Origin of the sequence: Streptomyces sp. V4I23, from assembly GCF_030817975.1 — a bacterium.
In the GTDB taxonomy this organism is placed as follows: Bacteria; Actinomycetota; Actinomycetes; order Streptomycetales; family Streptomycetaceae; genus Streptomyces.
Genome location: NZ_JAUSZW010000004.1, coordinates 7754772 through 7773495, shown reverse-complemented (window position 1 = coordinate 7773495; position 18724 = coordinate 7754772). Strand labels below are relative to the sequence as shown.

Annotated in this window: 22 protein-coding genes and 4 pseudogenes; 11 read left to right on the top strand and 15 right to left on the bottom strand. The window is 69.5% G+C overall.

What is annotated here, in order from left to right:
- Positions 1 to 444: 444 nt before the first annotated feature.
- The 5 genes and pseudogenes from QFZ82_RS37825 to QFZ82_RS37805 form a co-directional block, all read right to left on the bottom strand.
- Entirely contained in the window at positions 445 to 570 is a 126-nt protein-coding gene (locus QFZ82_RS37825; protein ID WP_307718004.1) for a hypothetical protein, read from the bottom strand.
- A 40-nt stretch (positions 571 to 610) separates the two neighbouring features.
- Positions 611 to 790: pseudogene (locus tag QFZ82_RS37820) on the bottom strand (IS5/IS1182 family transposase); the annotation flags it as partial.
- A gap of 130 nt (positions 791 to 920) precedes the next feature.
- Positions 921 to 1247, bottom strand: coding sequence for a hypothetical protein (locus QFZ82_RS37815; RefSeq protein WP_307717969.1), 327 nt, complete (start codon positions 1245 to 1247; stop codon positions 921 to 923).
- A gap of 629 nt (positions 1248 to 1876) precedes the next feature.
- Positions 1877 to 2218, bottom strand: coding sequence for a hypothetical protein (locus QFZ82_RS37810; protein WP_307717409.1), 342 nt, complete (start codon positions 2216 to 2218; stop codon positions 1877 to 1879).
- A gap of 289 nt (positions 2219 to 2507) precedes the next feature.
- A complete protein-coding gene (locus tag QFZ82_RS37805; protein WP_307717408.1) occupies positions 2508 to 2699 on the bottom strand; it encodes a hypothetical protein in 192 nt (63 codons plus the stop codon).
- A gap of 531 nt (positions 2700 to 3230) precedes the next feature.
- Between QFZ82_RS37805 and QFZ82_RS37800 the strand changes: the two genes are divergently transcribed.
- The 3 genes from QFZ82_RS37800 (at position 3231) to QFZ82_RS37790 (ending at position 4837) form a co-directional block, all read left to right on the top strand.
- Positions 3231 to 3875, top strand: a complete 645-nt coding sequence (locus QFZ82_RS37800) for a VCBS repeat-containing protein (RefSeq protein ID WP_307717407.1) — start codon at positions 3231 to 3233, stop codon at positions 3873 to 3875.
- Positions 3832 to 4335 carry a hypothetical protein gene (locus QFZ82_RS37795; protein ID WP_307717406.1) on the top strand — a complete coding sequence of 168 codons (504 nt, stop codon included), beginning with the start codon at positions 3832 to 3834 and terminating at the stop codon, positions 4333 to 4335. Before QFZ82_RS37800 ends, QFZ82_RS37795 begins: the two co-directional genes overlap by 44 nt.
- Positions 4336 to 4402: 67 nt before the next feature.
- On the top strand, positions 4403 to 4837 hold the full coding sequence (locus QFZ82_RS37790; protein ID WP_307717405.1) for a hypothetical protein: 435 nt from the start codon (positions 4403 to 4405) through the stop codon (positions 4835 to 4837).
- Positions 4838 to 5471: 634 nt separating this feature from the next.
- Here QFZ82_RS37790 and QFZ82_RS37785 read toward each other — a convergent pair.
- Positions 5472 to 6291, bottom strand: a pseudogene (locus tag QFZ82_RS37785) (NAD(P)-dependent oxidoreductase).
- A gap of 230 nt (positions 6292 to 6521) precedes the next feature.
- On the opposite strand from QFZ82_RS37785, the gene QFZ82_RS37780 reads away from it, so the two are divergent.
- Positions 6522 to 6728, top strand: coding sequence for a DUF6207 family protein (locus tag QFZ82_RS37780; RefSeq protein ID WP_307717404.1), 207 nt, complete (start codon positions 6522 to 6524; stop codon positions 6726 to 6728).
- Here QFZ82_RS37780 and QFZ82_RS37775 read toward each other — a convergent pair.
- From QFZ82_RS37775 to QFZ82_RS37755, 5 genes are all read right to left on the bottom strand, one after another.
- Entirely contained in the window at positions 6646 to 7101 is a 456-nt protein-coding gene (locus tag QFZ82_RS37775) for a hypothetical protein (RefSeq protein ID WP_307717403.1), read from the bottom strand. The genes QFZ82_RS37780 and QFZ82_RS37775 overlap by 83 nt on opposite strands.
- 173 nt (positions 7102 to 7274) lie before the next feature.
- Positions 7275 to 7478 carry a hypothetical protein gene (locus QFZ82_RS37770; protein ID WP_307717402.1) on the bottom strand — a complete coding sequence of 68 codons (204 nt, stop codon included), beginning with the start codon at positions 7476 to 7478 and terminating at the stop codon, positions 7275 to 7277.
- Complete coding sequence (locus QFZ82_RS37765; protein ID WP_307717401.1) at positions 7475 to 7975, bottom strand: hypothetical protein; 501 nt, start codon at positions 7973 to 7975, stop codon at positions 7475 to 7477. Before QFZ82_RS37765 ends, QFZ82_RS37770 begins: the two co-directional genes overlap by 4 nt.
- 496 nt (positions 7976 to 8471) lie before the next feature.
- The gene (locus tag QFZ82_RS37760) at positions 8472 to 9026 is read right to left on the bottom strand and encodes a DUF3291 domain-containing protein (RefSeq protein ID WP_307717400.1); all 555 of its coding nucleotides are present in this window, start codon (positions 9024 to 9026) and stop codon (positions 8472 to 8474) included.
- A 32-nt stretch (positions 9027 to 9058) separates the two neighbouring features.
- The gene (locus QFZ82_RS37755) at positions 9059 to 9775 is read right to left on the bottom strand and encodes a metalloregulator ArsR/SmtB family transcription factor (RefSeq protein WP_307717399.1); all 717 of its coding nucleotides are present in this window, start codon (positions 9773 to 9775) and stop codon (positions 9059 to 9061) included.
- A 124-nt stretch (positions 9776 to 9899) separates the two neighbouring features.
- Between QFZ82_RS37755 and QFZ82_RS37750 the strand changes: the two genes are divergently transcribed.
- The 3 genes from QFZ82_RS37750 to QFZ82_RS37740 all read left to right on the top strand — a co-directional run bounded on the left by QFZ82_RS37750 (position 9900) and on the right by QFZ82_RS37740 (position 12120).
- Positions 9900 to 10145, top strand: coding sequence for a hypothetical protein (locus tag QFZ82_RS37750; protein WP_307717398.1), 246 nt, complete (start codon positions 9900 to 9902; stop codon positions 10143 to 10145).
- Positions 10146 to 10533: 388 nt separating this feature from the next.
- Positions 10534 to 10818, top strand: coding sequence for a hypothetical protein (locus tag QFZ82_RS37745; RefSeq protein WP_307717397.1), 285 nt, complete (start codon positions 10534 to 10536; stop codon positions 10816 to 10818).
- A gap of 831 nt (positions 10819 to 11649) precedes the next feature.
- Positions 11650 to 12120, top strand: a complete 471-nt coding sequence (locus QFZ82_RS37740; RefSeq protein WP_307717396.1) for a hypothetical protein — start codon at positions 11650 to 11652, stop codon at positions 12118 to 12120.
- A gap of 73 nt (positions 12121 to 12193) precedes the next feature.
- On the opposite strand, the gene QFZ82_RS37735 is transcribed toward QFZ82_RS37740, so the two are convergent.
- Complete coding sequence (locus QFZ82_RS37735; RefSeq protein ID WP_307717395.1) at positions 12194 to 12568, bottom strand: hypothetical protein; 375 nt, start codon at positions 12566 to 12568, stop codon at positions 12194 to 12196.
- A gap of 516 nt (positions 12569 to 13084) precedes the next feature.
- Between QFZ82_RS37735 and QFZ82_RS37730 the strand changes: the two genes are divergently transcribed.
- Positions 13085 to 13633, top strand: coding sequence for a GNAT family N-acetyltransferase (locus QFZ82_RS37730; RefSeq protein WP_307717394.1), 549 nt, complete (start codon positions 13085 to 13087; stop codon positions 13631 to 13633).
- Between the two features lie 66 nt (positions 13634 to 13699).
- On the opposite strand, the gene QFZ82_RS37725 is transcribed toward QFZ82_RS37730, so the two are convergent.
- Positions 13700 to 14239, bottom strand: coding sequence for a DUF4760 domain-containing protein (locus QFZ82_RS37725; RefSeq protein WP_307717393.1), 540 nt, complete (start codon positions 14237 to 14239; stop codon positions 13700 to 13702).
- A gap of 107 nt (positions 14240 to 14346) precedes the next feature.
- On the opposite strand from QFZ82_RS37725, the pseudogene QFZ82_RS37720 reads away from it, so the two are divergent.
- Positions 14347 to 14490 (top strand): annotated as a pseudogene (locus tag QFZ82_RS37720) (IS110 family transposase); the annotation flags it as partial.
- Between the two features lie 23 nt (positions 14491 to 14513).
- Here QFZ82_RS37720 and QFZ82_RS37715 read toward each other — a convergent pair.
- Entirely contained in the window at positions 14514 to 14933 is a 420-nt protein-coding gene (locus QFZ82_RS37715) for an ankyrin repeat domain-containing protein (RefSeq protein ID WP_307717392.1), read from the bottom strand.
- Between the two features lie 742 nt (positions 14934 to 15675).
- Between QFZ82_RS37715 and QFZ82_RS37710 the strand changes: the two genes are divergently transcribed.
- Both QFZ82_RS37710 and QFZ82_RS37705 read left to right on the top strand, forming a co-directional pair.
- Positions 15676 to 16653, top strand: coding sequence for an alpha/beta fold hydrolase (locus QFZ82_RS37710; RefSeq protein ID WP_307717391.1), 978 nt, complete (start codon positions 15676 to 15678; stop codon positions 16651 to 16653).
- A gap of 257 nt (positions 16654 to 16910) precedes the next feature.
- Positions 16911 to 17021, top strand: a pseudogene (locus QFZ82_RS37705) (fic family toxin-antitoxin system, toxin component); the annotation flags it as partial.
- 166 nt (positions 17022 to 17187) lie between these two features.
- Here QFZ82_RS37705 and QFZ82_RS37700 read toward each other — a convergent pair.
- On the bottom strand, positions 17188 to 18594 hold the full coding sequence (locus tag QFZ82_RS37700; RefSeq protein WP_307711223.1) for an IS1380 family transposase: 1407 nt from the start codon (positions 18592 to 18594) through the stop codon (positions 17188 to 17190).
- Positions 18595 to 18724 lie beyond the last annotated feature (130 nt).

Below are 18724 nucleotides of genomic sequence, written 5' to 3'. Positions count from 1 at the left end.
GTCGTCGCTGTCGTCGCTGTCTGAGCCGTCTTCTCCTTCGGCCTGTGACGGCGTGGTGAGTTGTGCTGAGGTGCGTCGTCGGTTCCTCGGGCCGCTCGCGGCTTGTGACGGAGCGCTGTCCTGCATTGTCGTCTCCATTCGTCGGCGGGATCGCGCACGGCTGGCGGGAGTGCCGCAAGGTCGGCGGGACGGCGGCGTCGCTGGTATCCGCCGGCCATGATCCAGTGGCGAGTACCCACCGGCGAGTTCCCCAGACTTCGTCACCACGCCGCACGCGCTCCTTCCCGGCCGGTGCCCAGTCGCCGGTGCCGCCCGGCGCCTGGGCGGCCCACCGGGGACCCCGCAGCCCGGTGGCCTGTCCGCGCCGATGGCTGGAGGGGGCTCTCTGGCGCTGCCGGGCCGCTGCGGCGGCCGGCGGGGCACCGGTGCTGGTGCCCGCCGGGGTCATTGGGCGGCTTCGGGCGCCGCGTGGGTGAGTGGTTCGAGGTCTCCGTACAGGGCGGCGTGCAGTGCGGCGGCCAATTTGCGGGCCCGCTGCTGGGTCTCCAGGTCGTACAGCACGAAGTACACCGGTCCCGCGGAGGAGTCCGGGCGGATCCCGCGGGAGCGGACCAGGTGGATGCTTGGCGTAGGAGTGACCGCAACGCAGGTGGGCCAGCACCCGCAGCGCTACCGGTCGGCGGCGAGTCTGCGCCGTCGAGTACGCGCTGAAGAGGTCGGCCCGCAGCAGGCTGGACAGGAACCGAAGGGTCGAGCTGGAAAGATCGACCCCCGATGGGCAGACAAGCACACGAAGCTCCGGGCGGTCAGGTTGATCTCGGGCGACAACTCATCTGCCAGGAGCTTCACTTCGTCACTCACGCGGTGGCCCCACCCACTTCACCTGAACTCTGCCAGGTGACGAAGGCTCAGTCTGGGCCTCAGGCCATGGGCAGCGGAAGCGTTACCCGTCGCCCCAGCCCGAGCTCCTCGGCCCCGTCGTCACTGACGACCGCAAAGGTCCCCGGAGGGACTCCGGGCAGCGTGGCCACGCGGGACGCCACCGCCAGAAGATCCTCTTCACCGGCTCCGGTGACGCAGAAGACGTAGGCGTCCGCGACTTCCTCACCGTCATCGAAGACCTCTACATCGCCTTGGTCTTCGAGATCGGCCAGGAAGTCCTCGACCTCCTCGATCCAGGGATACGGGTAGGCCCCATCCGGCAGGTTCGGCGTCGGCGACAAGGGCACGTGAATCTCAACAACCATGGTGGGCACGAAGCCCATCCTGCCCCACGCATCCACCCGCTACCGCCAGAGGTGCCCTTCACCACCGCCCCAGGCCAGGTTGGAAAGAAACCGCCCGTACCTCTGCGCTTTCGACGCCGACCGCGACGCCGTGCCTGTCTTCACCGAGGACGGCGCCTGGTTCGGCAAGGCGGCGAGTCCTGATGCCATCGCCGACCTGATCGACGCCTACGAGAACGGCGGTGACCAGTGATGACCACCGCTCTCCCGGGGCGCACCGTGCTGGAGCGGTCCCCCGCCGGCCACCCGGATCCTGGCCCGCCGACGAATACGCCGCCGCCCACCTCGCGCCCGCCACCAAGAGCGTCGACGGCCCCTACACCGAGATCCCTGCCAGCGGCGGCCATCCCCACCTGGCACTCCACCGGCGCCGACGTCCTCATCGGCGCGACCGGATCCGCGGCCTGTGGACGATTGCCCACTCCCTTTCCTCGGCAGCATGATCTACGCGAACCGTAGTCACTGGTGGCATGGTGACCCATAGATTTGCGGTCCAGAAGGCGATTGCAGGCGCCGGTTTTGACGAGCATTGGATCCTGCGAGCGCCTGAATCCGGCGCCGATGAGCAGTGTTCATGCCAGTAGATGCCCCTATGTCAGAGCGGCGAATGACGCCTCGGTGGCGATCCTGTCGGGGTTGTCGCCGGCGGCGATGAGGAGGGCTGCGGCACTGTCCGGCCCGACGCCGACGATCTCCAGCAGCTGCGGGCGGTGTCCGCGGACGGCCTGGGTGACTCGGCGGGCGAGCTCCTTGACCTCGCCGGTCAGGTGCCGAATGCGGCGGGCCACGAGGCGGAGGGTGAACACGGCCGCGTCGTCGCTGTCGGCAAGGCCGGCCGCGCACCGCGCGATCAGCGCCGGGTTCCTGAGGCCGGACAAGGACTCACGGAGTGCGGGATCGACGCCCAGGCGTACGGCTTTGAGCTGGTTCATCGCCTGAGTGCGGGCCTTGACGGCCGATTCCTTGGCCAGTCTGAGGACGCGCAGGTCCGCGGCCGGGCCTTCACCGTCTTCGGCGTGGTCGTGGCGCGGCCGGACAGGACCGCGCGGGCAGCGGCGTCCGCGTCGACGGCGTCGGTCTTGCCCCGCTTGCGCCGGCGCGATCAGGCTGGTTGACCTCGATGACCTGGATGTTCTCCTGCTGCAGGAACCGTGCCAGTGCCCATCCGTAGGATCCGGTGCACTCCACTCCGGCACGGTGCAGGATGCCAAAGGAGCGTGCTCAGGCGAGGAGTTGGCGGTATCCCGCAGCGGTTGTCGGGAATTCCTGGTGGGCCGGCCGTGCGCCGAGCATGGTGATCACTGCGGCGACGTGCACGTCCTTGTGGGCGTCGACCCCGAGGATTACGTCCTCCGCGGGCTGTGCTGCCCGCTGTGCGGGCAGCGTGGGCTGGGGCATGCTGGTGAGGGTCACGCGGCTCCTTCATCGGCTGGGGCTGATGGCCGACGCCAGGCCGGGTGGGCGGTCAGAAATGTGATGGCGCCTTGTGGGGCAAGGCCCCTATCGGGACAGGCCCGCCGGTCCGGCGGCAGCAAGCACCGCCCGGGGCCGGAGCCGACAGATCTACTCCAAGGCAGCTGAGGCCAGTTGTCACACAGGTCAGGCTCCCGCCCCCGGCGGCACCCCACGATCCTCACAGTTGTCACTGAAGCGGAGGTTCCCTCACGGGCAGTGCGGTGACACCGGGTACCAGTGATCGCGGTGAACCCCGGTTCTCCAACCAGCCTGCACCGCAACTGTTCGTCATCCACCGGCGTCTGAACCCGTATGAAGACCCGCACGCACCCGCTTGTCCGGATGCGGATCACGCGGGGGACCGTGGCGGCGGCCATGGGAGTGGCATTGCTGCCGATCGCCGCGTGCGCCAGCGACCCGTCCGCACCCCCGCGCCCCACCGGAAAGCCCTCGATCGAGCCTTGCCTGACGCGATCGAACGATCTCGTCGTGGACGTGGACGGCGACGGCCACGCCGATCGCGTCTCAGATCCGTCACGTGTCGGAAAGCGGCTGACTATCGCCTTCGGCAAAGACTCCGGTTACGGCACGCCAGTGGGGGCCAGGCAACTGGTAGGCAGCGCCGGGAAAGATCAGCAGGACGTCTTGGCCGCTGTCTCAGATTTCGACCAAGACGGGTGGACCGACCTTGTGGTGGTGGCCACTGGAGAGTGGCGCGGCGACGATCCGATCGACCCGAGCGTTGCCCAGGTTCGGTGGGGGCCGTTCTCAGCTGCGGGCGGCGGCCAGCGCACCCGCGACCTCGACCTCGGCGAGACGCGCGGCATCGCCGTCGCCGACTACAACCACGACCGCTATCCCGATCTGGCTGTCTACTCCTACGCCGGCGACGGCGTCTACCAGACGGAAGCGCGCCTCGGCAGTCAGAGCGACGGGATCGCCAACGCAACGGACCAAGTGCGCGGGTACACCGTCGACGATGACACAGACGACTCCACTCCGCGAGACATGCCCAGCTCCGGCCTAGGCGAATTCCTCCCAGAGTGCCCTACGGCGACTGGGGGCAGCGGCAGACGCTTCGCTGAGATTCGTGATCGACGCCGATCACGGGCAGTTCTACGTCCAAGACCTTGACCCCTATGACGCGTGGATCGCCGAACACGCGACGGACCCAGACCTGGCCCCCGCCGGATGGACGAAAGAAGCGGTTTACGTCCATCGCATCGGCGTTGAACCGCACTCGATCTCCGTCGGCACAGCTCGGGACGACATGGTCGAGTCGCTGATCACCGTTCACGCCTCCACGCCAACAACGGACCCGACGGCCGAGCACATCGTTGAGACCGACCTTGACGCCCCAACCGGTCAGCTCACCATGTCCAGCCCCGGGACCGATCCCGCCGACGGGCCGAGCCTGACTGTTCCCGCTGGATTGCTACGCGTTCGGGTCTCCTACGTCCCTGCCGGACCACCGTCGGCCGACACCAATGGAGGCCCCGGTGACCACTTCCTGTATCAGGTAGATTTCTGGCCATCCGACCGGGCTCGCGGACTCGTCGTCGTCAAGCAGGGGCCGGAAATCTGGGCAGGATAGGTACTCGTCTGAGTTCCTCCCGTATAAGAGTGTGAGCTGGGGGCTCATCTGACGGTACGGTCGTTGGGTGGAGTCGAAGAGGGCGAGCGAGTGCCCGTTGCACGGGGCCGGTGTGCGCCCTGGCTACCTGGTAGGGCGCCGTCTTGAGCAAGTAGTCGCCTCGTGGCACCTGTACGGCTCAGAGGCTCCGTCCCGCCCGCTGGACGTATGGCTGATCGACAGCGAGGCGGTCGCCACGCACGTCACGACCGGTTCGGACTGGTGCCTGATCGTGGAGATGACGGCCCCTTTCACGGGATACGACATGGCGGAGTCAGGCCGCGTCGAGGTGGCGCCGATCAGCGGCGAGACCCCGCTCGCGGCTCACCTCGGCGAGACGGTACTGGCAGTCAGCGAAGAGGGTTCCTCGGACAGCGGGCGGCTCGCACTGGAGATCACCTTCGGCTCCGGCCGTGTCCGGTGTGAGACCTGGTCCGGAGATCTCCGCTTGTCCAGCAAGTGATCAGCACACCAGCCTTCTATGAACTGGCCCTCAAATGAGGGCTACTGGGTCACTTCCGGTCCGGCGCCCAGGGGACGACGGCTGGCGGCCGATCGGTGCGGCTGAGGCTCGGCCGGGGCGGAAGCGAGCTGGGCGGCGAGTTCGGCAGCTGTGCGGCTGCGTCCTCCGCGGTCGTCCCTTTCAGCGGCAGGATACGGGCGGGGGCCGGTGCCCAGTGGGCGGCGCATCGTGCTCACCAGGTCAGTCTCCCAGCGCGTCCGAGTCGAGCACGCCCCGGTCCCTCAACTCGGCAAGGTCGGGGAGCTGGAGGTGGTGGAGGGGGCCGGTGTCCAGATCGGCCTCCGTGGCCACGGCGCGGGCTCGCGACTCGGGCGGCGGCCACCCTCGGGGCTGTCGCCAGCGCCTTGGGGCCGTGGCCAAAAGGGCGGGTCTGTCGGCAGTCTGGGCGGCGGGCGCCGTCCGCCGAAAGTACGGCTTCGCTCCAGGTGGTTCTCGCGTGCCGCTGGGGCGGCTCGCGGTTCCGCGTCCGGGACACGCCGCAGGTTCGAATACCGCCGTCTCTACGCGAACAGCAGAGCGGCCGGCGTCGCGAGGACGACCCGGCCCCTCGCTCATCGGCCGACGGGCTGGGCGGTCATGCCGGTGACGTCAGGGACTGCCGAGCACCGCGCAGTGTGGTGCGCAGTTTCCGCTGGGTCGCCCGGCTGTCGAGACGCAGGTCGAGGGCTCCAGGAAACACGCGGCCCGCAGTCCCGCGGGCAGCCGGGAAGCGTCGAGACCGTCACGCCCGGCAATGAGGACGCCGAGCTCGTGACGGCTCACAGCGTCGGCCCCGGCCAGATGGAATACCGGACGCGTCGCACGACGCCGGCTCCAGAAGCGCTCCAGCCAGATCGGCGACATGCACAGGGCAGCGGATGTCGTCGGTGAACAGGACGCCGTCGCGGGTGCCGGCGGCCAAGTCGTGCACCGCGCGTACGTGCGCAGACTGCCGGTCGCCGATGATCAGCGAGGTGCGGGCGATCACGGCCTCTGGATACACGAGGCGTACGCCTGTCTCCGCTGCGGCCTTCGCCGCACCGTAGGGTGAGCGGGTCAGGAAGGCAGGACTCGTCGTAGTGGACGCGGCCGCCAGAAAACACCGCGTCGCTGGACACATGGATCAGATGGCTGCCGTGCTGTGCCGCAGCCATCGCCAGGCGGACAGGCCCCTCAGCCGTGACCTCCCAGTCGGCGTAGCCGCTCGTCGCATTGACCACCACGCGGGGCTTCACCTCAGCCATGAGTGCTTCGATGCGGCCGGGTTCCCTCAGGTCGAGGGCGTGCCACGTGCCACCTGAAGCCCTGCCGGACCTGGACGCAAAGGTCGCGGCCGTCGCGTGCCCTGCTGCCTGAGCCTGGCGGACCAGCTCAGTGCCCAGGAACCCACTGCCGCCAATGATCAAGACTGTCATGCGACACCGTAGAGGATCCTGGTGCCGCCACAGGCCCTTTCCCGCCTTGAACGGCGAGGACATGAGGAAGGTGTGGTTCGCTCAGGCGGCCAAGACGTCGCCCCCCGGTCTACGGCCCGGACCCGGTCCGCGCGACCAGTACCGGGCGAGCCGGTGCCCCGGCCCCCTCGTACGGATGCTTCTCCAGCGGCCCGCGAACCGGACGCCCCAGCGGGCCCGTCGGAAGGGACATGCAGGTCGATGAGCAGCACATCGCAGAGCCCGGGCTCCTGGTCCTGGACATCACCGCGGCCGACGAGGACACCGTCCGCGCGATGATGGACGGTCTCCGGCGGCAGTGGGCCACCTCCGGCATCACGCCGGTGTGGCGCACGCCTTGCCGCCGACGTTCAGCTTCCGGAACGTCACGATGGTGTTCCCGGCCCGCACCACGGTGAACTGCTCGTGCCGGTCCCCGGGGGTCTCAGGACTACTGGGGATGGTCTCCCGGAAACGCGCGGCTTCGTCCCCAACGTCCGGGGGCTGTTCCATCGTCAGCGTGGTCTTGAACTTACCGACCCAGCCTGTGCCCTCATACGAGCGGCAGGAGCCGAGCGCCTGCTTGAGCTTCGCGAAGACTTGCTGCGCCTTCCCATCCTCGTAGGCGGCAAGCGTCGAGCCGCCACTCCAGATGTCGCCCTTCCAGTTGAATACCTGCAAGACGACGGTGGACGCGCGCTCCCCACTGCGGATGTCGATCGCGGTCTGGCAAACGGGGTCGGACACCGGCGGGAAAGAGCGCCGTTCCTCCTTCGGCTGGGGGTCCTGCACCGGAATCGAGCCTGCCCCCGCAACCTCACCGTCCTTAAAGGTAAGCGCTCTCAACTGTTCCCTCGTCAGAGGCGCTACGGGGATCTTGTCCGATGCGGTCGCCCGCGGCACCACTGAGGCTGGTCGCGCTTCTGGTTGTGCGGAACACCCGGACGTCATCAGCACCCCGGCAATCACAATGACAACTGCCGGCATAGGCCGCAGCGCGCGAACCCTGCCACGATCCCTCCTCCGACAAGCAGCGCCGCCGCGCTGGCCAGGACGGCGGAGCCGAACACGGGGCGCCGGTCGCGGCCGGTGATCCGCAGGGCTCTCGCCACGACGGAGGTGCCGGCCCGGCGGTCGTCCGAGCTGATCACAGAACTGCTGCCCGTCATGCGGCACGCTCCCGTTCCACGGGACCGTAGACGGCGGTGGTGCACCAGGCCCTGGAGCGGTCCCGGTACGACCAGTGCCACCACTTGGTGACGCAGTTGACCATTCCCGCCGCTGATGCACCCGCGCTGCGTCTCGTCGTCCCTGCGGGTGCGGAGCAGCGGCTGGTGCCCGTATGGATCTCGTCCTCGTCGGCGTCCGACTGCAGGGCGCGCGGTTTGGCCGCGTACCCCTCGAAGAGGCTGTACTGGAGGACCGGGGGCCGGCAGCCCTCCACGAGCAGCCGGCGCCGGCCGAGCGACAGCAGCATCCCGGCGGCACCAAGACGCTCCGCCACGCCCACGCACAGGCGGGCCCAGCCGCCGTACGGATCGGAGCGGCGACTGTCCACGCGCAGCAGACCGCGGCAGTCGACCGGCTTCTCTTCGCAGTCCTTGAGCGAAACAGCGGTGGCCCACGGATCGCTCACGAGGACGATGCCGTCCGGGTGATCCTTCATGGTGGCCTGGACGCCCGTATCTGTCCGCTCGGTTCCGTCTCCGGACCGGACTGGAGGCTCCGTCGACAGCGACTCCAGCCGCTGATCCGACCATGCGGAACCCGACACCGTGCTCACTGTCAAGGCTCGGCAGGACACCCCCGTCGCAAGCATCACCTCGGATCGCCGCGCACAAGTCGACCATGGACTCCGATGGCGCCGTCACAGCCTGCGTCCCGCAGAGCACATGCCCCACCAGACGCCCTCAAGCGTCGCCAGAACGCGGACATCGCCCGGCATGTTCGCGCCCACACCCGTCCAGGGGCGGCACCGAAACCGGGCTTGTGGAGGACGATGACCTGGTCGATGTGCTCGGTCGTGCCAGTCGACGGCGGCCGGCTCAGCCAGTGTGCCGTATGTGTCGCTCTGCGGACATGACGCCCGGCCGGTTGGCCGCATTGATCATGACGATCACGGAGACCAGTGCCGCCGCTCTGCTGGGCTGGGCGTCCCTGCTTCAGACCGCCGCCGAGTCCCCGGCCGGCGTCGGCCACGCGCTCCGGGCGGCCTGCTCGGGCCGCGCTGGCGGCATGGCCTGAAGGTGCTGGGCGGCCTCGGCGGCGGTGTAGGAGGAGGCGAAGGTGAACGCGCGCGGGGACGGCCCGTGCGCCCGCAGGTCCGCCAGCCGCTCCAGGGCCTCGCCGACGGTCGGAAGGTGCCCGGCGGGGACCCACCAGAGCACCAGGTGCGCCTCGACGTGCCGTTCGAACCATTCGCGGCGCCGCCGCATCACCTCCAGGTGCCCGCTGCGGTAGGCGAAGTCCCACAGAGCCTCCTGGGTCTCCCACACCGACAGGTTGACGATGACGTTCTCACCAGCCGGGCGCAGGCCGGTGGCGTCGGCCGCTCCCTCCTCCACGAGCCGCCACACGAAGCCGGGCGCGCCGTCGGCGGCGGCGTTGACCGGATCGAGCATCTCGACGAACGGCGCCACGCGCGGGTCGTCGAAGGGGTGGCGGAGCGTGGCGACGTTGAGCTGGGCAAGGTGGGCGGCATGCGCGGATGCAGTCATGACCTCATCCCAGCACGGCCCGGCTTTCTATGTCAATCAGCATTGTATTTAGAAGTCTCGACGACCACGCAGCACTCCCCCGGCCGGGGGTCCATGCGAGCGCGGACGGGACCGTCCGCGCCGAGCAGCCCCTCCAGCAGCGCGAGATTCATGCCACAGACGAGCGGCGGGAAGCGTTCGGCCACGGCATGAAAGGGGCAGTTGCGCATACGGACGACGCGTGCGGATGCCCGGGTCGCCCCCTCGGCGCCTTCGGCGCCCTGGGCGCACTCGGCGCTCTCCACGTCTTCCAGATGCGGTTCGTAGCCGCGGGCAGCCAGCAACTTCATGGCCTCTTCAAGGCCGCCACAGGGCGCCGCCGAGCCGCGCAGGGCCTCACCCCGGCGGCGTGCGGCCGCGCAGAGCCCGGCGTCGAGCCCGGCCTGCTCGGCGGCCTCGGCGAGCAACTCGGCGGCGGTGCGGTAGTCGCGGGCGGGCAGCGACACCGACCGCTCGGCATGCGCCCGCGTGTACACCTTGGCGGGACGGCCCGCCCCCGGCCCCGAGCGGCCCGTCAGGCGGCGGCTACCGCTCTCCAGCAGCCCGGCCTCAGTCAGCCTGTCCAGATGGTGCGCAGCGAGCGTGCGCGCCACCCCGGCCGCCTCGGCGGCCTCGTTGCGGCTGACCTCGCGGCCCTGTGCCGCCACGTACTCGTACAGGCGGCGCCGCACCGGATCCTGCAACATTGCGATCGCGTCGATGTCCTTCACCTGGCCATTCTAGGAACAACACAGGTTGGATGTAGAAAGCCGCGGGCCATCCCGCCCAGTGCGCCCGAAGAGCACCTTCAGCCGGTCGGCCGCACCGGACGCCGCAGCTGGCTAGGTCAGTGCCGTGAGCTACGAAGAAAGAGAGGGTACGGGCAAGGGCCGGCCGACGACGGCTCGGCTGCGGGAGGTGCTGGATCGCGCCTCGTGGGCCGTCATCGTCGAGGCGTCGCCCTCCGAGGCCGACTCCGCCGACCTGCCGCGCCTCCCCGTGACCGGTGCCGAGATCGGCGAACTGGCGCAACGTCTGGCCGTTGCGGACGGCGGCACCGGCGGCCGGATCATGCGCTCTATCTCCTTGTTGGGGTGGTGAGGTGGTGGCGGTGTTGGCCGCGGTCACTCGGATCGGCGGGAGCCGGCTTCGTCCAGGTAGGTCACGGTGGGCGGCTCCGTACAGATCTCACTCAGGGCGGCGCGGTAGCGCTGGAATGAGGCCAGCCGGTGGTGGGGGCCGCCATCGGATCGCCCTCGGACTCGATCAGGGCCAGAGAGCTGCCGCCGCCGTCGAGCCCGATAGGTGCCTGACGAGACCTCCAGTGCGGCCCCGAGCATGCCCTGCCTACGACCGACGCTGATCGGAGGCATACGCGCGAACGCCCCTCTTGCGGCATCTGCGTTCCGTGCCCTCCAGATGCGACCGTCCGCCAGCCGGGTGACCCTGGTGAAAGTGCCCTGACCCCCACACCCCAGGGAGACACGTGATGATCAAGATGCTGCACGAGAAGGGCCTCCGCAGCGAGCACGCCTACACCGCAGCCTTCATGTCCATCGGCTTCTCCATCTTCACCTGGGCCGCGTCCCTCAAAGCCGAACCCGGCGCCGGCCTCGACCGCGCCGACCGATGGGGCATCTTCATCGGCGAATGGGCGCCCACGTTCTTCGGCCTCGGCTTGGCGCTCTCCCACTACGAGCAGCAGGACGGCACCCTCACCGCCAGCGTCCGCGACATCCGCGAGGCGAAGGAGCGGCAGCAAGAAGCCATGTAGTACGAACGCCCGCCCCTCGGGGCGGGCGTTCTGCTGAGCGGGGAGGCCTGCCCCCAGGCCGGCACGAAGGCCGACATCGGGTGGGGCGGCGGTCATCGGTGCAGGAGCCCGATGGCGATGGCTGCGGCGACACCGGTGGCGAGCACCACCACGCAGCCAGTGAACAGGAAGCGTCCCCTGGGGCAAGTGAATCCCGGCCTCGCCGGCAACCGGCAGGCGCTGGCGGTCCGTCGGCGGGTCACCACAAACGGGCGTAGCGCCGGAGCGCGGGAAGCGCTGCACTGCGAGCGTGCGGTGGGCAAGTCAGTGTCGCATCCGGTGGCGGGCATGGGCCGCCCTCCCGTGGGGAGCCGGGAGGGACTGGCCCCCGCCCGGCGCACCGGGCGGGGTCCGCACAGCATGCACGTGAATCAGCCACCAGGGAAGAGGGTGAGTGAAACCGAGCTGGGCTCAGTGGATCCCAGCGCGCTTCTCCGACTGCGCGCCGCCGCGCTGCAACGGAGGAGGGTGTTGTTCAGCAACCGATGGTGGCAGATGCGCCTGCCGTCGGGGCGGGGGCCAGAATCACCGCCATGTGGCTCTTCACGAGTCGTGACAGCGGTCGTAGAGATCTTTGGGAGGCAGCCGAACTCCGCCGTGTTCGGTGTTCACCAGAAACCGGCTCTGGCCCAAATCATGTGGAGCGGTTGCTCCCCGTCGCAGTATTGCCTCGGACAGGCGCTCAGCCGGTGAGATCACCGGTTTCGGACGGTCCACCTGGTGAGCCGTGGTCGACGAGGCGCAGGAGCAGTGGGCCTGGCATGTCGGAAGCGGCCACTAGCCTCAGGCACCATGGGCATTCAGATCGATGTAGTGGTGGGTTACCCGATCAACGATGAGGTGGAGAGAGTGCTCGGGTTGGCTGAGGCGGTCGGCGAGCCCGTCACTGTCACGTTCATGTGGGAGGGGCGTGAAGAGGCGGAACGCGCGGTGCTGGTGCCCGCGGCCACGCTGGCGCTTTGGGAGCATTGGGCCCCCACCGCCTACCCGACGAATGGCGCTGGGGACGAGAGCCGGGCTGTGGCGGAGGAGCCGGAACTGGCCCACCCAGCGGAATTCGGCGCGTTCACGCTCTTTCGTCGCGCGGGAGGGCGCACGGCGGTTGCTCGCAAAGGCGTGGTGGTCGCCGAGCTTCTGGACCCCGACGAGGCGCACTGGCTCCAGGAGCAGGCCCGCGATGTCCGCCAAGGTTTCATGGATCCGAAGCAGAAGGCGGCGTTCGAGGAGTTCCTTACCCGGCAGGCATCCCTCGATGAGCAGTGACGCGCCGACTCAGCTTCGTGGCTTTGTGACTGATCTTCGGCTCTGGCCTTTCGTATGGTGCGGTGACGCTCGGTCAGGCCAACCGGACACGTTTGCGTAGGAGTTCGAAGCCTACGCGGCGGAACTGGCGCTTGAGCATCTTGATCCGGTTGACATGGTCTTCCACGACACCGGAGTTCCAGGGCCTGGTCAGGCCGGCGACGACGGCGTCAACGTCGCGTTCGAGGTGTTGGGCGAACCGGCTGAGACGGGGCAGGTCGGTTGCGGTTCTGGCTGATGCGATCCACTCCGGCAGTTGGTCACCGTGCAGGTCCGTAACCATGTGGGCGAAGGTCCGCACGTGCTTGGCGAGGGCGTCTTGCTGGGGGCAGTTGGCCAGCACGGCCTTGAGACGGGCCTGGTCGCTCTCGATCAGGGCGTCCGGGTGAGTCAGGAGCCAGCGGGTCACGGCGCGGGCCGATGGCGCCGGGGCCCGGCCGGCTGGTCTGTGATGACTGCCCTGCGGTGCTGAGTGATCTGGGCTGTGCGGGCCCGGCGCACCCGACGCGCCGGGCCCGGCCGGGCAAGGCGTGCGTCAACAGGCCCTGCAGGCGTCCTGGTGCGGCGGATTGCGACCTGTGTGCTCAGGAGCCCCGGGGAGTCGGCAGCTCGTGACCCGCATCGTGGCCGCGGCGTTCTCAATCGGGCAAGCAGTGCTGGAACGCTCGTGACCACCGGATGCACAGGCTGTGGTCCCGAATCGGGCGTAGCCGCTGGCCACGCCCGGTCTGCGGACGCTGCCGCCTGGCCGGGCCGGGGAACGGGTGTTTCACCGGTGACGACACGTGCTGGAACACCGCCGACCGGCAGAGGCCATTTCGGGCACCGGGCCGGGCGGCGAGCGCCGGCGCCGTGGCATGCTGTGGCCCCGCCGGGCCGCGCATGGAAGCAGCGTCAACTGCCCGTGGAGTCCTGGGGAGGCTTCGTGATCATCACATGCGCACAACCGGACGATCTGCCCATGCTGTTGTCCATCCGCGACGAGGCGGCGGCCTGGCTCGGTGAGCTGGGTACCGACCAGTGGCGCCGTCCCTACCCGGCAGACCGTCTGCGGGCAGCCGTCGAAGCGGGGCAGACGTTCGTGGTGCGCGACGGCGGGTTGACCGCCGCCACCGTCACCTTGGCCCCGGTCCCCCCGGAAGGGCTGTGGACCTCCGAGGAGGAGGCCGCCCCCGCGCTGTACATCAGCAAGCTCACCGTGGCCCGCACACACGCCGGGCAGAACCTCGGCGGGCGGCTGCTCGACTGGGGCGGGGACAGGGCGTACCGGTCTCGGGCGGCCTGGGTCAGGCTCGACGCCTGGACGACGAACCGGGCCCTGCACCGCTATTACCTCCGCCAGGGCTTCGAACACGTCCGCACGGTCCTTGAAGGCAGCGCGGTCAGCGGCGGTCCGCGGGTGTCCGGCTGGCTAGCCCAGCGCGCGGCCCGCCCGGCGGAGCACGGTTTCGCGGACCGGACGCCGCCGGCCTGACGCGGCGGGGGCAGGGGCGGCAGGGTGCGACAGCCTCGAACTCGGGAGGCGCCACGGCCCTGAAGGTCATCTCTGCAGGGGGACACTCCTGCCCTCGTGCGGAGCCGCGACGCGCCGCGGAGTCATCAGGGCGGCCAGATGCTCGAGGTCCTCGTAGAGCCGCGGCTCACAGCGGGCACGCCTCTGGCGCTCGATCCACGGTCGGTAGCCCTCCCAGATGGCGATGACCGAGCCGCCCCATGCCTGGTCGATGACTCGCAGGTCGAACGCGTCCGACCGCGCCGCCACGCCGAGATGGTTGTAGATCGTCAGGTAGGCGTAGACGAGCCGTGTCGCCGTCCGGTCACCCGCGTCCATTCGGCCGATCAACGCGGAGACGGCCGCGGGGTCCCGCTCGTCGGGAATGCCCTCGTCGCGCAGTTCCTTGCGCCTGTCCATGGTGGCGGCGAGGTACTCCACCGTCGCCTGCTTGCGCCGTCGGTCATGGTCCAGTGTCGTGGCGCGCGACAGCATCACGAGCTGCCACAGCACCGCGCCGAAGGCGACGACACTGACCAGGAGGGCACCGAACGAGGCGACCAGGGACCAGCGCTCATACAACGTCACGACCGCACACTCTACGCAACTCGCCGATGTCGCACACCGGTTCCTGGCCTTCGGCCGGGCAATGCAGCCGTCCGTCAGGGGACGGCGGGGCCGCCCGCGCCGGGACCTCTCAGGCCTCCTACGACAGGAGAATCAGCCAGGGCAAGCACCACACCCAAGCCCTCCTCTGCCTCGCCAGACGACGAGCCGACGTCCTCTTCGCGATGCTCCGCGACGGCACCTTCTACGAACCACGTCCAGCAGCCGCGTGAGAGGCAGGAGGCCTGACCAGCGCCTACCGGTTCTGACCAGCACCGGGCACGTGAACGGCCACGTCGTAGTTGCCGATCAGATCGGCAAGACCGCGCGGGCTCACGCCCTTCGCGTTCTGCAGCTCGGGATCGGCTCCGGCTTCCAGCAGTACCTGGAGCGTTGCCGGATCACCTCGGTAGTTGAACACCGCATTGAACAGAGCGGAATTGCCGTTGCTGTCGCCGACGTCCACGGATGCACCCGCCGCCAGGAGGACCTCTGCGGCCGGCGCAGCCTGAGACTGCGCGGCGAAATGCAGGGGCGTCATCCCCGCCTTGTCCGCAAGGCCCGGATCCGCCCCATCCGCCAGGGCCGCCCTCAAGCCGGCGACGTCTCCACGCAACGCGCCGTAGTGCACCAAAGTGCGACCCATCCAGCCCCGACCCTGATCCTCATCCGCCATGACGTCCATCCTCTCCGAGCTGACGGAAGAGACAGGGGCCCGGGGCCCGTGGCGTGCCCGGCCCAGGCTCCCCGGCCTCCGCGAAGGTGGCCCACGCGGTGCGGCTTCGGTGTCGGTCAGGAGTAGCACTGGCGCGCGGTGTGTCCCTGGACGACGTCGACGCGATACGTCAGCGCCTGGCCTGCCTGGAGACCGGACTGACCAACTCCGTGCCTTTCTTCGTCGATGTTGCTGACAGCACTTGTGGACGGGCTCCGACGGGCTCGGAGCTGCGCAGCCATACCGAAGGCCACCCGGGCCCTGCACGCCGCGGGCCGTCACCCACGGCTGCCGTACGAGCCGTCGGCACCGGTGTCCGGGAACGGAGGAGGTGCTCGGGCATCGCGGCCTGCTGGTGGGCGACGACACCGTCGTCGTACAGGGGCGCGACCTCTGTCGCATGAGAACCGCACCGCCTATGCGGAGGGGGTGTCGGCGGCGTTGCAGGCATGTTGCTCGAACTCATCGATACCGCCGGACGCTGGACGCACAGGGCTTCGTCGTGCTTCCCCGCCGCTGTGTGGCGGGCAGGAGCCTTTCGTGGATCACGCGTGCTCGACGGCACTGTCGCGACCATGCTCGGTCGGCGGGCTGCTGCCCCTGTAGAGGGCTGAACTGCGCGCAGCGGAAACGCGGTTGAATCCGGGACCATGGGCATGTACACGCATGGTGCGGGATTTGATCAGTGCCGACAGGAGGAACAATGAGGGGCTTGCTCGCGGGGAGTGCCACGCTGGCCGCCACAGCCGTGGGGTGCGGTCTCGCTGCGCGTACCGTGGCCACGGAGATCGAACGCCTGCCGGATCCCTTCCCCTACGAGCGGCTCTCGCGGGAGCCCGAGGGTGAGGAGGTGTCCGTTCCTCGCCCCGACGGGACGGTGCTGCGCGTAATTGTCGCGGGGCAGGGCCCGCCGGTGGTGCTCGCCCATGGGTATGGTGTGTCGCTGCTGGAGTGGAACCTCGTCGCTGAAGCCCTTCGCGCGCGGGGGCGCCGCGTCATCGTCTTCGACCAGCGCGGTCATGAAGGCTCCACGCTCGGCCACGACGGCGCCGGCTCCCGGGCCATGGCCGGGGACTATGCGGCCGTTCTGGAGCACTTCGACGTACAGGACGGAGTGCTGGTCGGCCACTCGATGGGCGGGTTCGTCGCGATCCGCGCGCTGCTCGACCATCCCCGTCTCGCTCCACGTCTTCGCGGCCTGGTGCTGTTCGCGACCTGGGCGGGGCGGATCTACGACGGGGCGCCGCAGAACCGGCTGCAGATACCCCTGCTGGAGAGCGGCCTCCTCCAGCGGTGGGCGCGCACCCGTACCGGCGGCGTGCTGTTCGGAGCCATGCAGTCGGGCAAACGGCCCTCGCCGGCAATGATCGCTGTCTATCGGGAGGTGTTCCTTCGCCAGAACCATCGCCCGCTGCTGCCGATCCTGCGGGCCTTCGCCCGCGAGGACCGCTACCCGCGCCTGGCCGGGGTGAGGGTGCCGAGCATCGTGATGGTCGGCTCGGCCGACCGCTCCACCCCGCCGATCCACTCCCGGCGCCTCGCCGCCGGAATTCCCGGCGCACGACTGATCACCGTGCCCGACGCCGGCCACATGCTCAACTGGGAAGGGTGCGACGCCCTGGTCGAGGCCGTCACATCTTTCCCGCCTGCCTCACCCCCACAGCCCCCCAGCCAGAGCTGAGCAGCGCACGGCGGGCGTTACACGAGGACAGCCCAGCCGAGCGTCAGTCAGTGGCCGGCCACGGCCACCGGAACCCGAGTATCAGCATCCATGTCAGTGGCTGCTGCCACCGTCAGGCCGTGCCCATCAGCCGGGAGTACGTGCACTCCTCGCTCCGCGGCCTGACGCAGAACGCGGCGGTCTCCCTGTCTGCCGTTACCCGCCACCTGCACGCACGCTATGACCGGGGCAACTGGCCCATGAACTTCGAATGGGGCAGACTCGAGTACCCGCCCAAAGCGGCCGTCATCCTCGTGCGTGACGTCGCCGCCGGGGCGTTGAGCGTCCCGCGCATCGCCCGCCAGCTCCGCGGCTGGACCGTCAACTGACGCCGAAGAGACGCTTAGCCTCGCCGTTTCGGTTGGGGCGGTGAGGCGTCGCTGAGGGGCAACTGTCGGGTGACCGATGCGATTTCGGTGTTCGGACATGGCGGAGTCCCGGCGCGGTGGTCGGGTTCTCCAGGATCCTTCGGGTCGTGGCGGGCAGGGTTGCCGGTCAGTCGGCGGGACGGGGCAGTGCTGCGAGGCGATGGAAGGCCGTGGCCAGTTCGTGTCTCCAGGGCCAGGTCGCTGATATCCGCAAGCGCAGGCGTCGGCCGCCGCGGGTGAGGCGGGCGGCGACGTGCAGCAGCCGGTAGCGGAGCTTCTTCGGCTCGGCGGTGGCCAGCTCCCCGTCCAGCAGCAGGACACGGGTCCAGGCCATCAGGTCGATCGCCGTGAGGCTGAGTTCGAGCCAGACGGTGTTGATGGCGAAGTCGCGGGAGGGGAAGCGGCCGAAGCCGGTGGTTTTGCCGCACCGGATGTGGTCCTCGACGCATGCATGCCCGCGGTGACGGACCTCCAGGAACTGGGCGGAACCACCACCGGAGTAGGGGGTGTCGGTGAGGAACACCTGATGCCGCAGGCCCTCGTCGAGGTCGAACAGGGACAGCTGGGCGCCGGGGTGCGGGCGCTCGCGGCGCACGATGATGCGGGTGCCGACGGGGTAGCCGGTCAGGTCGACCATGTCGGTCAGCTCGGCGACCTCGGCGCCATCACGCAGCGTCCCGTCCTGGTCCAGGGCGGGATGCCAGAGGCGGTCGGGCAGGGCCCGGACAGCGCGGCGGACCGGCTCGGTGATGGCGTATCCGACCGAGAAGAAGGTACGAATTCCTCGTTTCCGCACGTCGCGGATGTGGGCGAGGAAGGCTTTCGCGGATCCGGCGCTGTCGGCGCGGACCAGGATGTCGGTGCCGTGCCGGTGAGCGTCGGGGATCTGCGCGAGCGCCTGGTCGAGGACCGTGATGTGGTCGCTTGCGGTGTTGGCTCCGGAGTTCCCGGGCCGAAGCCGCCCCGACACGGCCTCGCCGGTGTTCGCGAGGAAACACAGCAGCGGATGGAAGCCGAAGCCGCCCTTATAGGTGGGTGCGGCCTGTTCCTTTTCCGAGTGGCAGGTGACCAGCGTGGCGTCGAGGTCCAGGACCAGGCCGGGAAGTTCTCGTCCGCCGGCCCGAGCAGCAGGTATGCCCTCGCCGGTCTCGGCGGCCTGCATCCAGGCGACTTCCCGGGCTGAAGCGCGGGCCGCTCGCAGCGAAGCGAGTGCAGCCTCGTCGGTGTCGGCGAGCAACCGCCAAGCCGTGGGCGTGGAGGCGACCGGGCCGAACACCTCGCCCTGGTCCCGCAGCACGGCCAGATCCGCGATCGCCTCACCGCCGTCGGCGAGCATCACCGCGAGATCGGTGGCGACCCGGCCCGGATCATGCCCGGTCCCGCGCGGCCGAAGCGGCCTGAGAGCGGCGGAGTACGCGGCGGTCAGCCCGGTGGCATCGGCAAGATCCGCCAGCAACCGTGCCCCGGCATGCCCGACCACCCCCGAACCATCGGCACTGACATGGACCTTGGGACGCAACCCGATAGCCTGCACGTAGAAAGTGCCCTCCGCCTGGACCGACAGAACCCCTCAGCAAGGTTCATCGTCCCAGGTCAGGAAGGCACTTTCGCGTTTCCGCCCCAAAGCCAGCCGTACCCAACCGAAACGGCGAGGTTAGCGGGCC

Bases quoted from the DNA above. Each gene is read 5' to 3' on its own strand.
- QFZ82_RS37815 (WP_307717969.1), bottom strand. From the start codon at position 1,247: ATGGTTGTTGAGATTCACGTGCCCTTGTCGCCGACGCCGAACCTGCCG.
- QFZ82_RS37810 (WP_307717409.1), bottom strand. From the start codon at position 2,218: ATGAACCAGCTCAAAGCCGTACGCCTGGGCGTCGATCCCGCACTCCGT.
- QFZ82_RS37780 (WP_307717404.1), top strand. From the start codon at position 6,522: ATGCAGGTCGATGAGCAGCACATCGCAGAGCCCGGGCTCCTGGTCCTG.
- QFZ82_RS37770 (WP_307717402.1), bottom strand. From the start codon at position 7,478: ATGACGGGCAGCAGTTCTGTGATCAGCTCGGACGACCGCCGGGCCGGC.
- QFZ82_RS37765 (WP_307717401.1), bottom strand. From the start codon at position 7,975: ATGAAGGATCACCCGGACGGCATCGTCCTCGTGAGCGATCCGTGGGCC.
- QFZ82_RS37760 (WP_307717400.1), bottom strand. From the start codon at position 9,026: ATGACTGCATCCGCGCATGCCGCCCACCTTGCCCAGCTCAACGTCGCC.
- QFZ82_RS37745 (WP_307717397.1), top strand. From the start codon at position 10,534: ATGATCAAGATGCTGCACGAGAAGGGCCTCCGCAGCGAGCACGCCTAC.
- QFZ82_RS37740 (WP_307717396.1), top strand. From the start codon at position 11,650: ATGGGCATTCAGATCGATGTAGTGGTGGGTTACCCGATCAACGATGAG.
- QFZ82_RS37715 (WP_307717392.1), bottom strand. From the start codon at position 14,933: ATGGCGGATGAGGATCAGGGTCGGGGCTGGATGGGTCGCACTTTGGTG.
- QFZ82_RS37710 (WP_307717391.1), top strand. From the start codon at position 15,676: ATGAGGGGCTTGCTCGCGGGGAGTGCCACGCTGGCCGCCACAGCCGTG.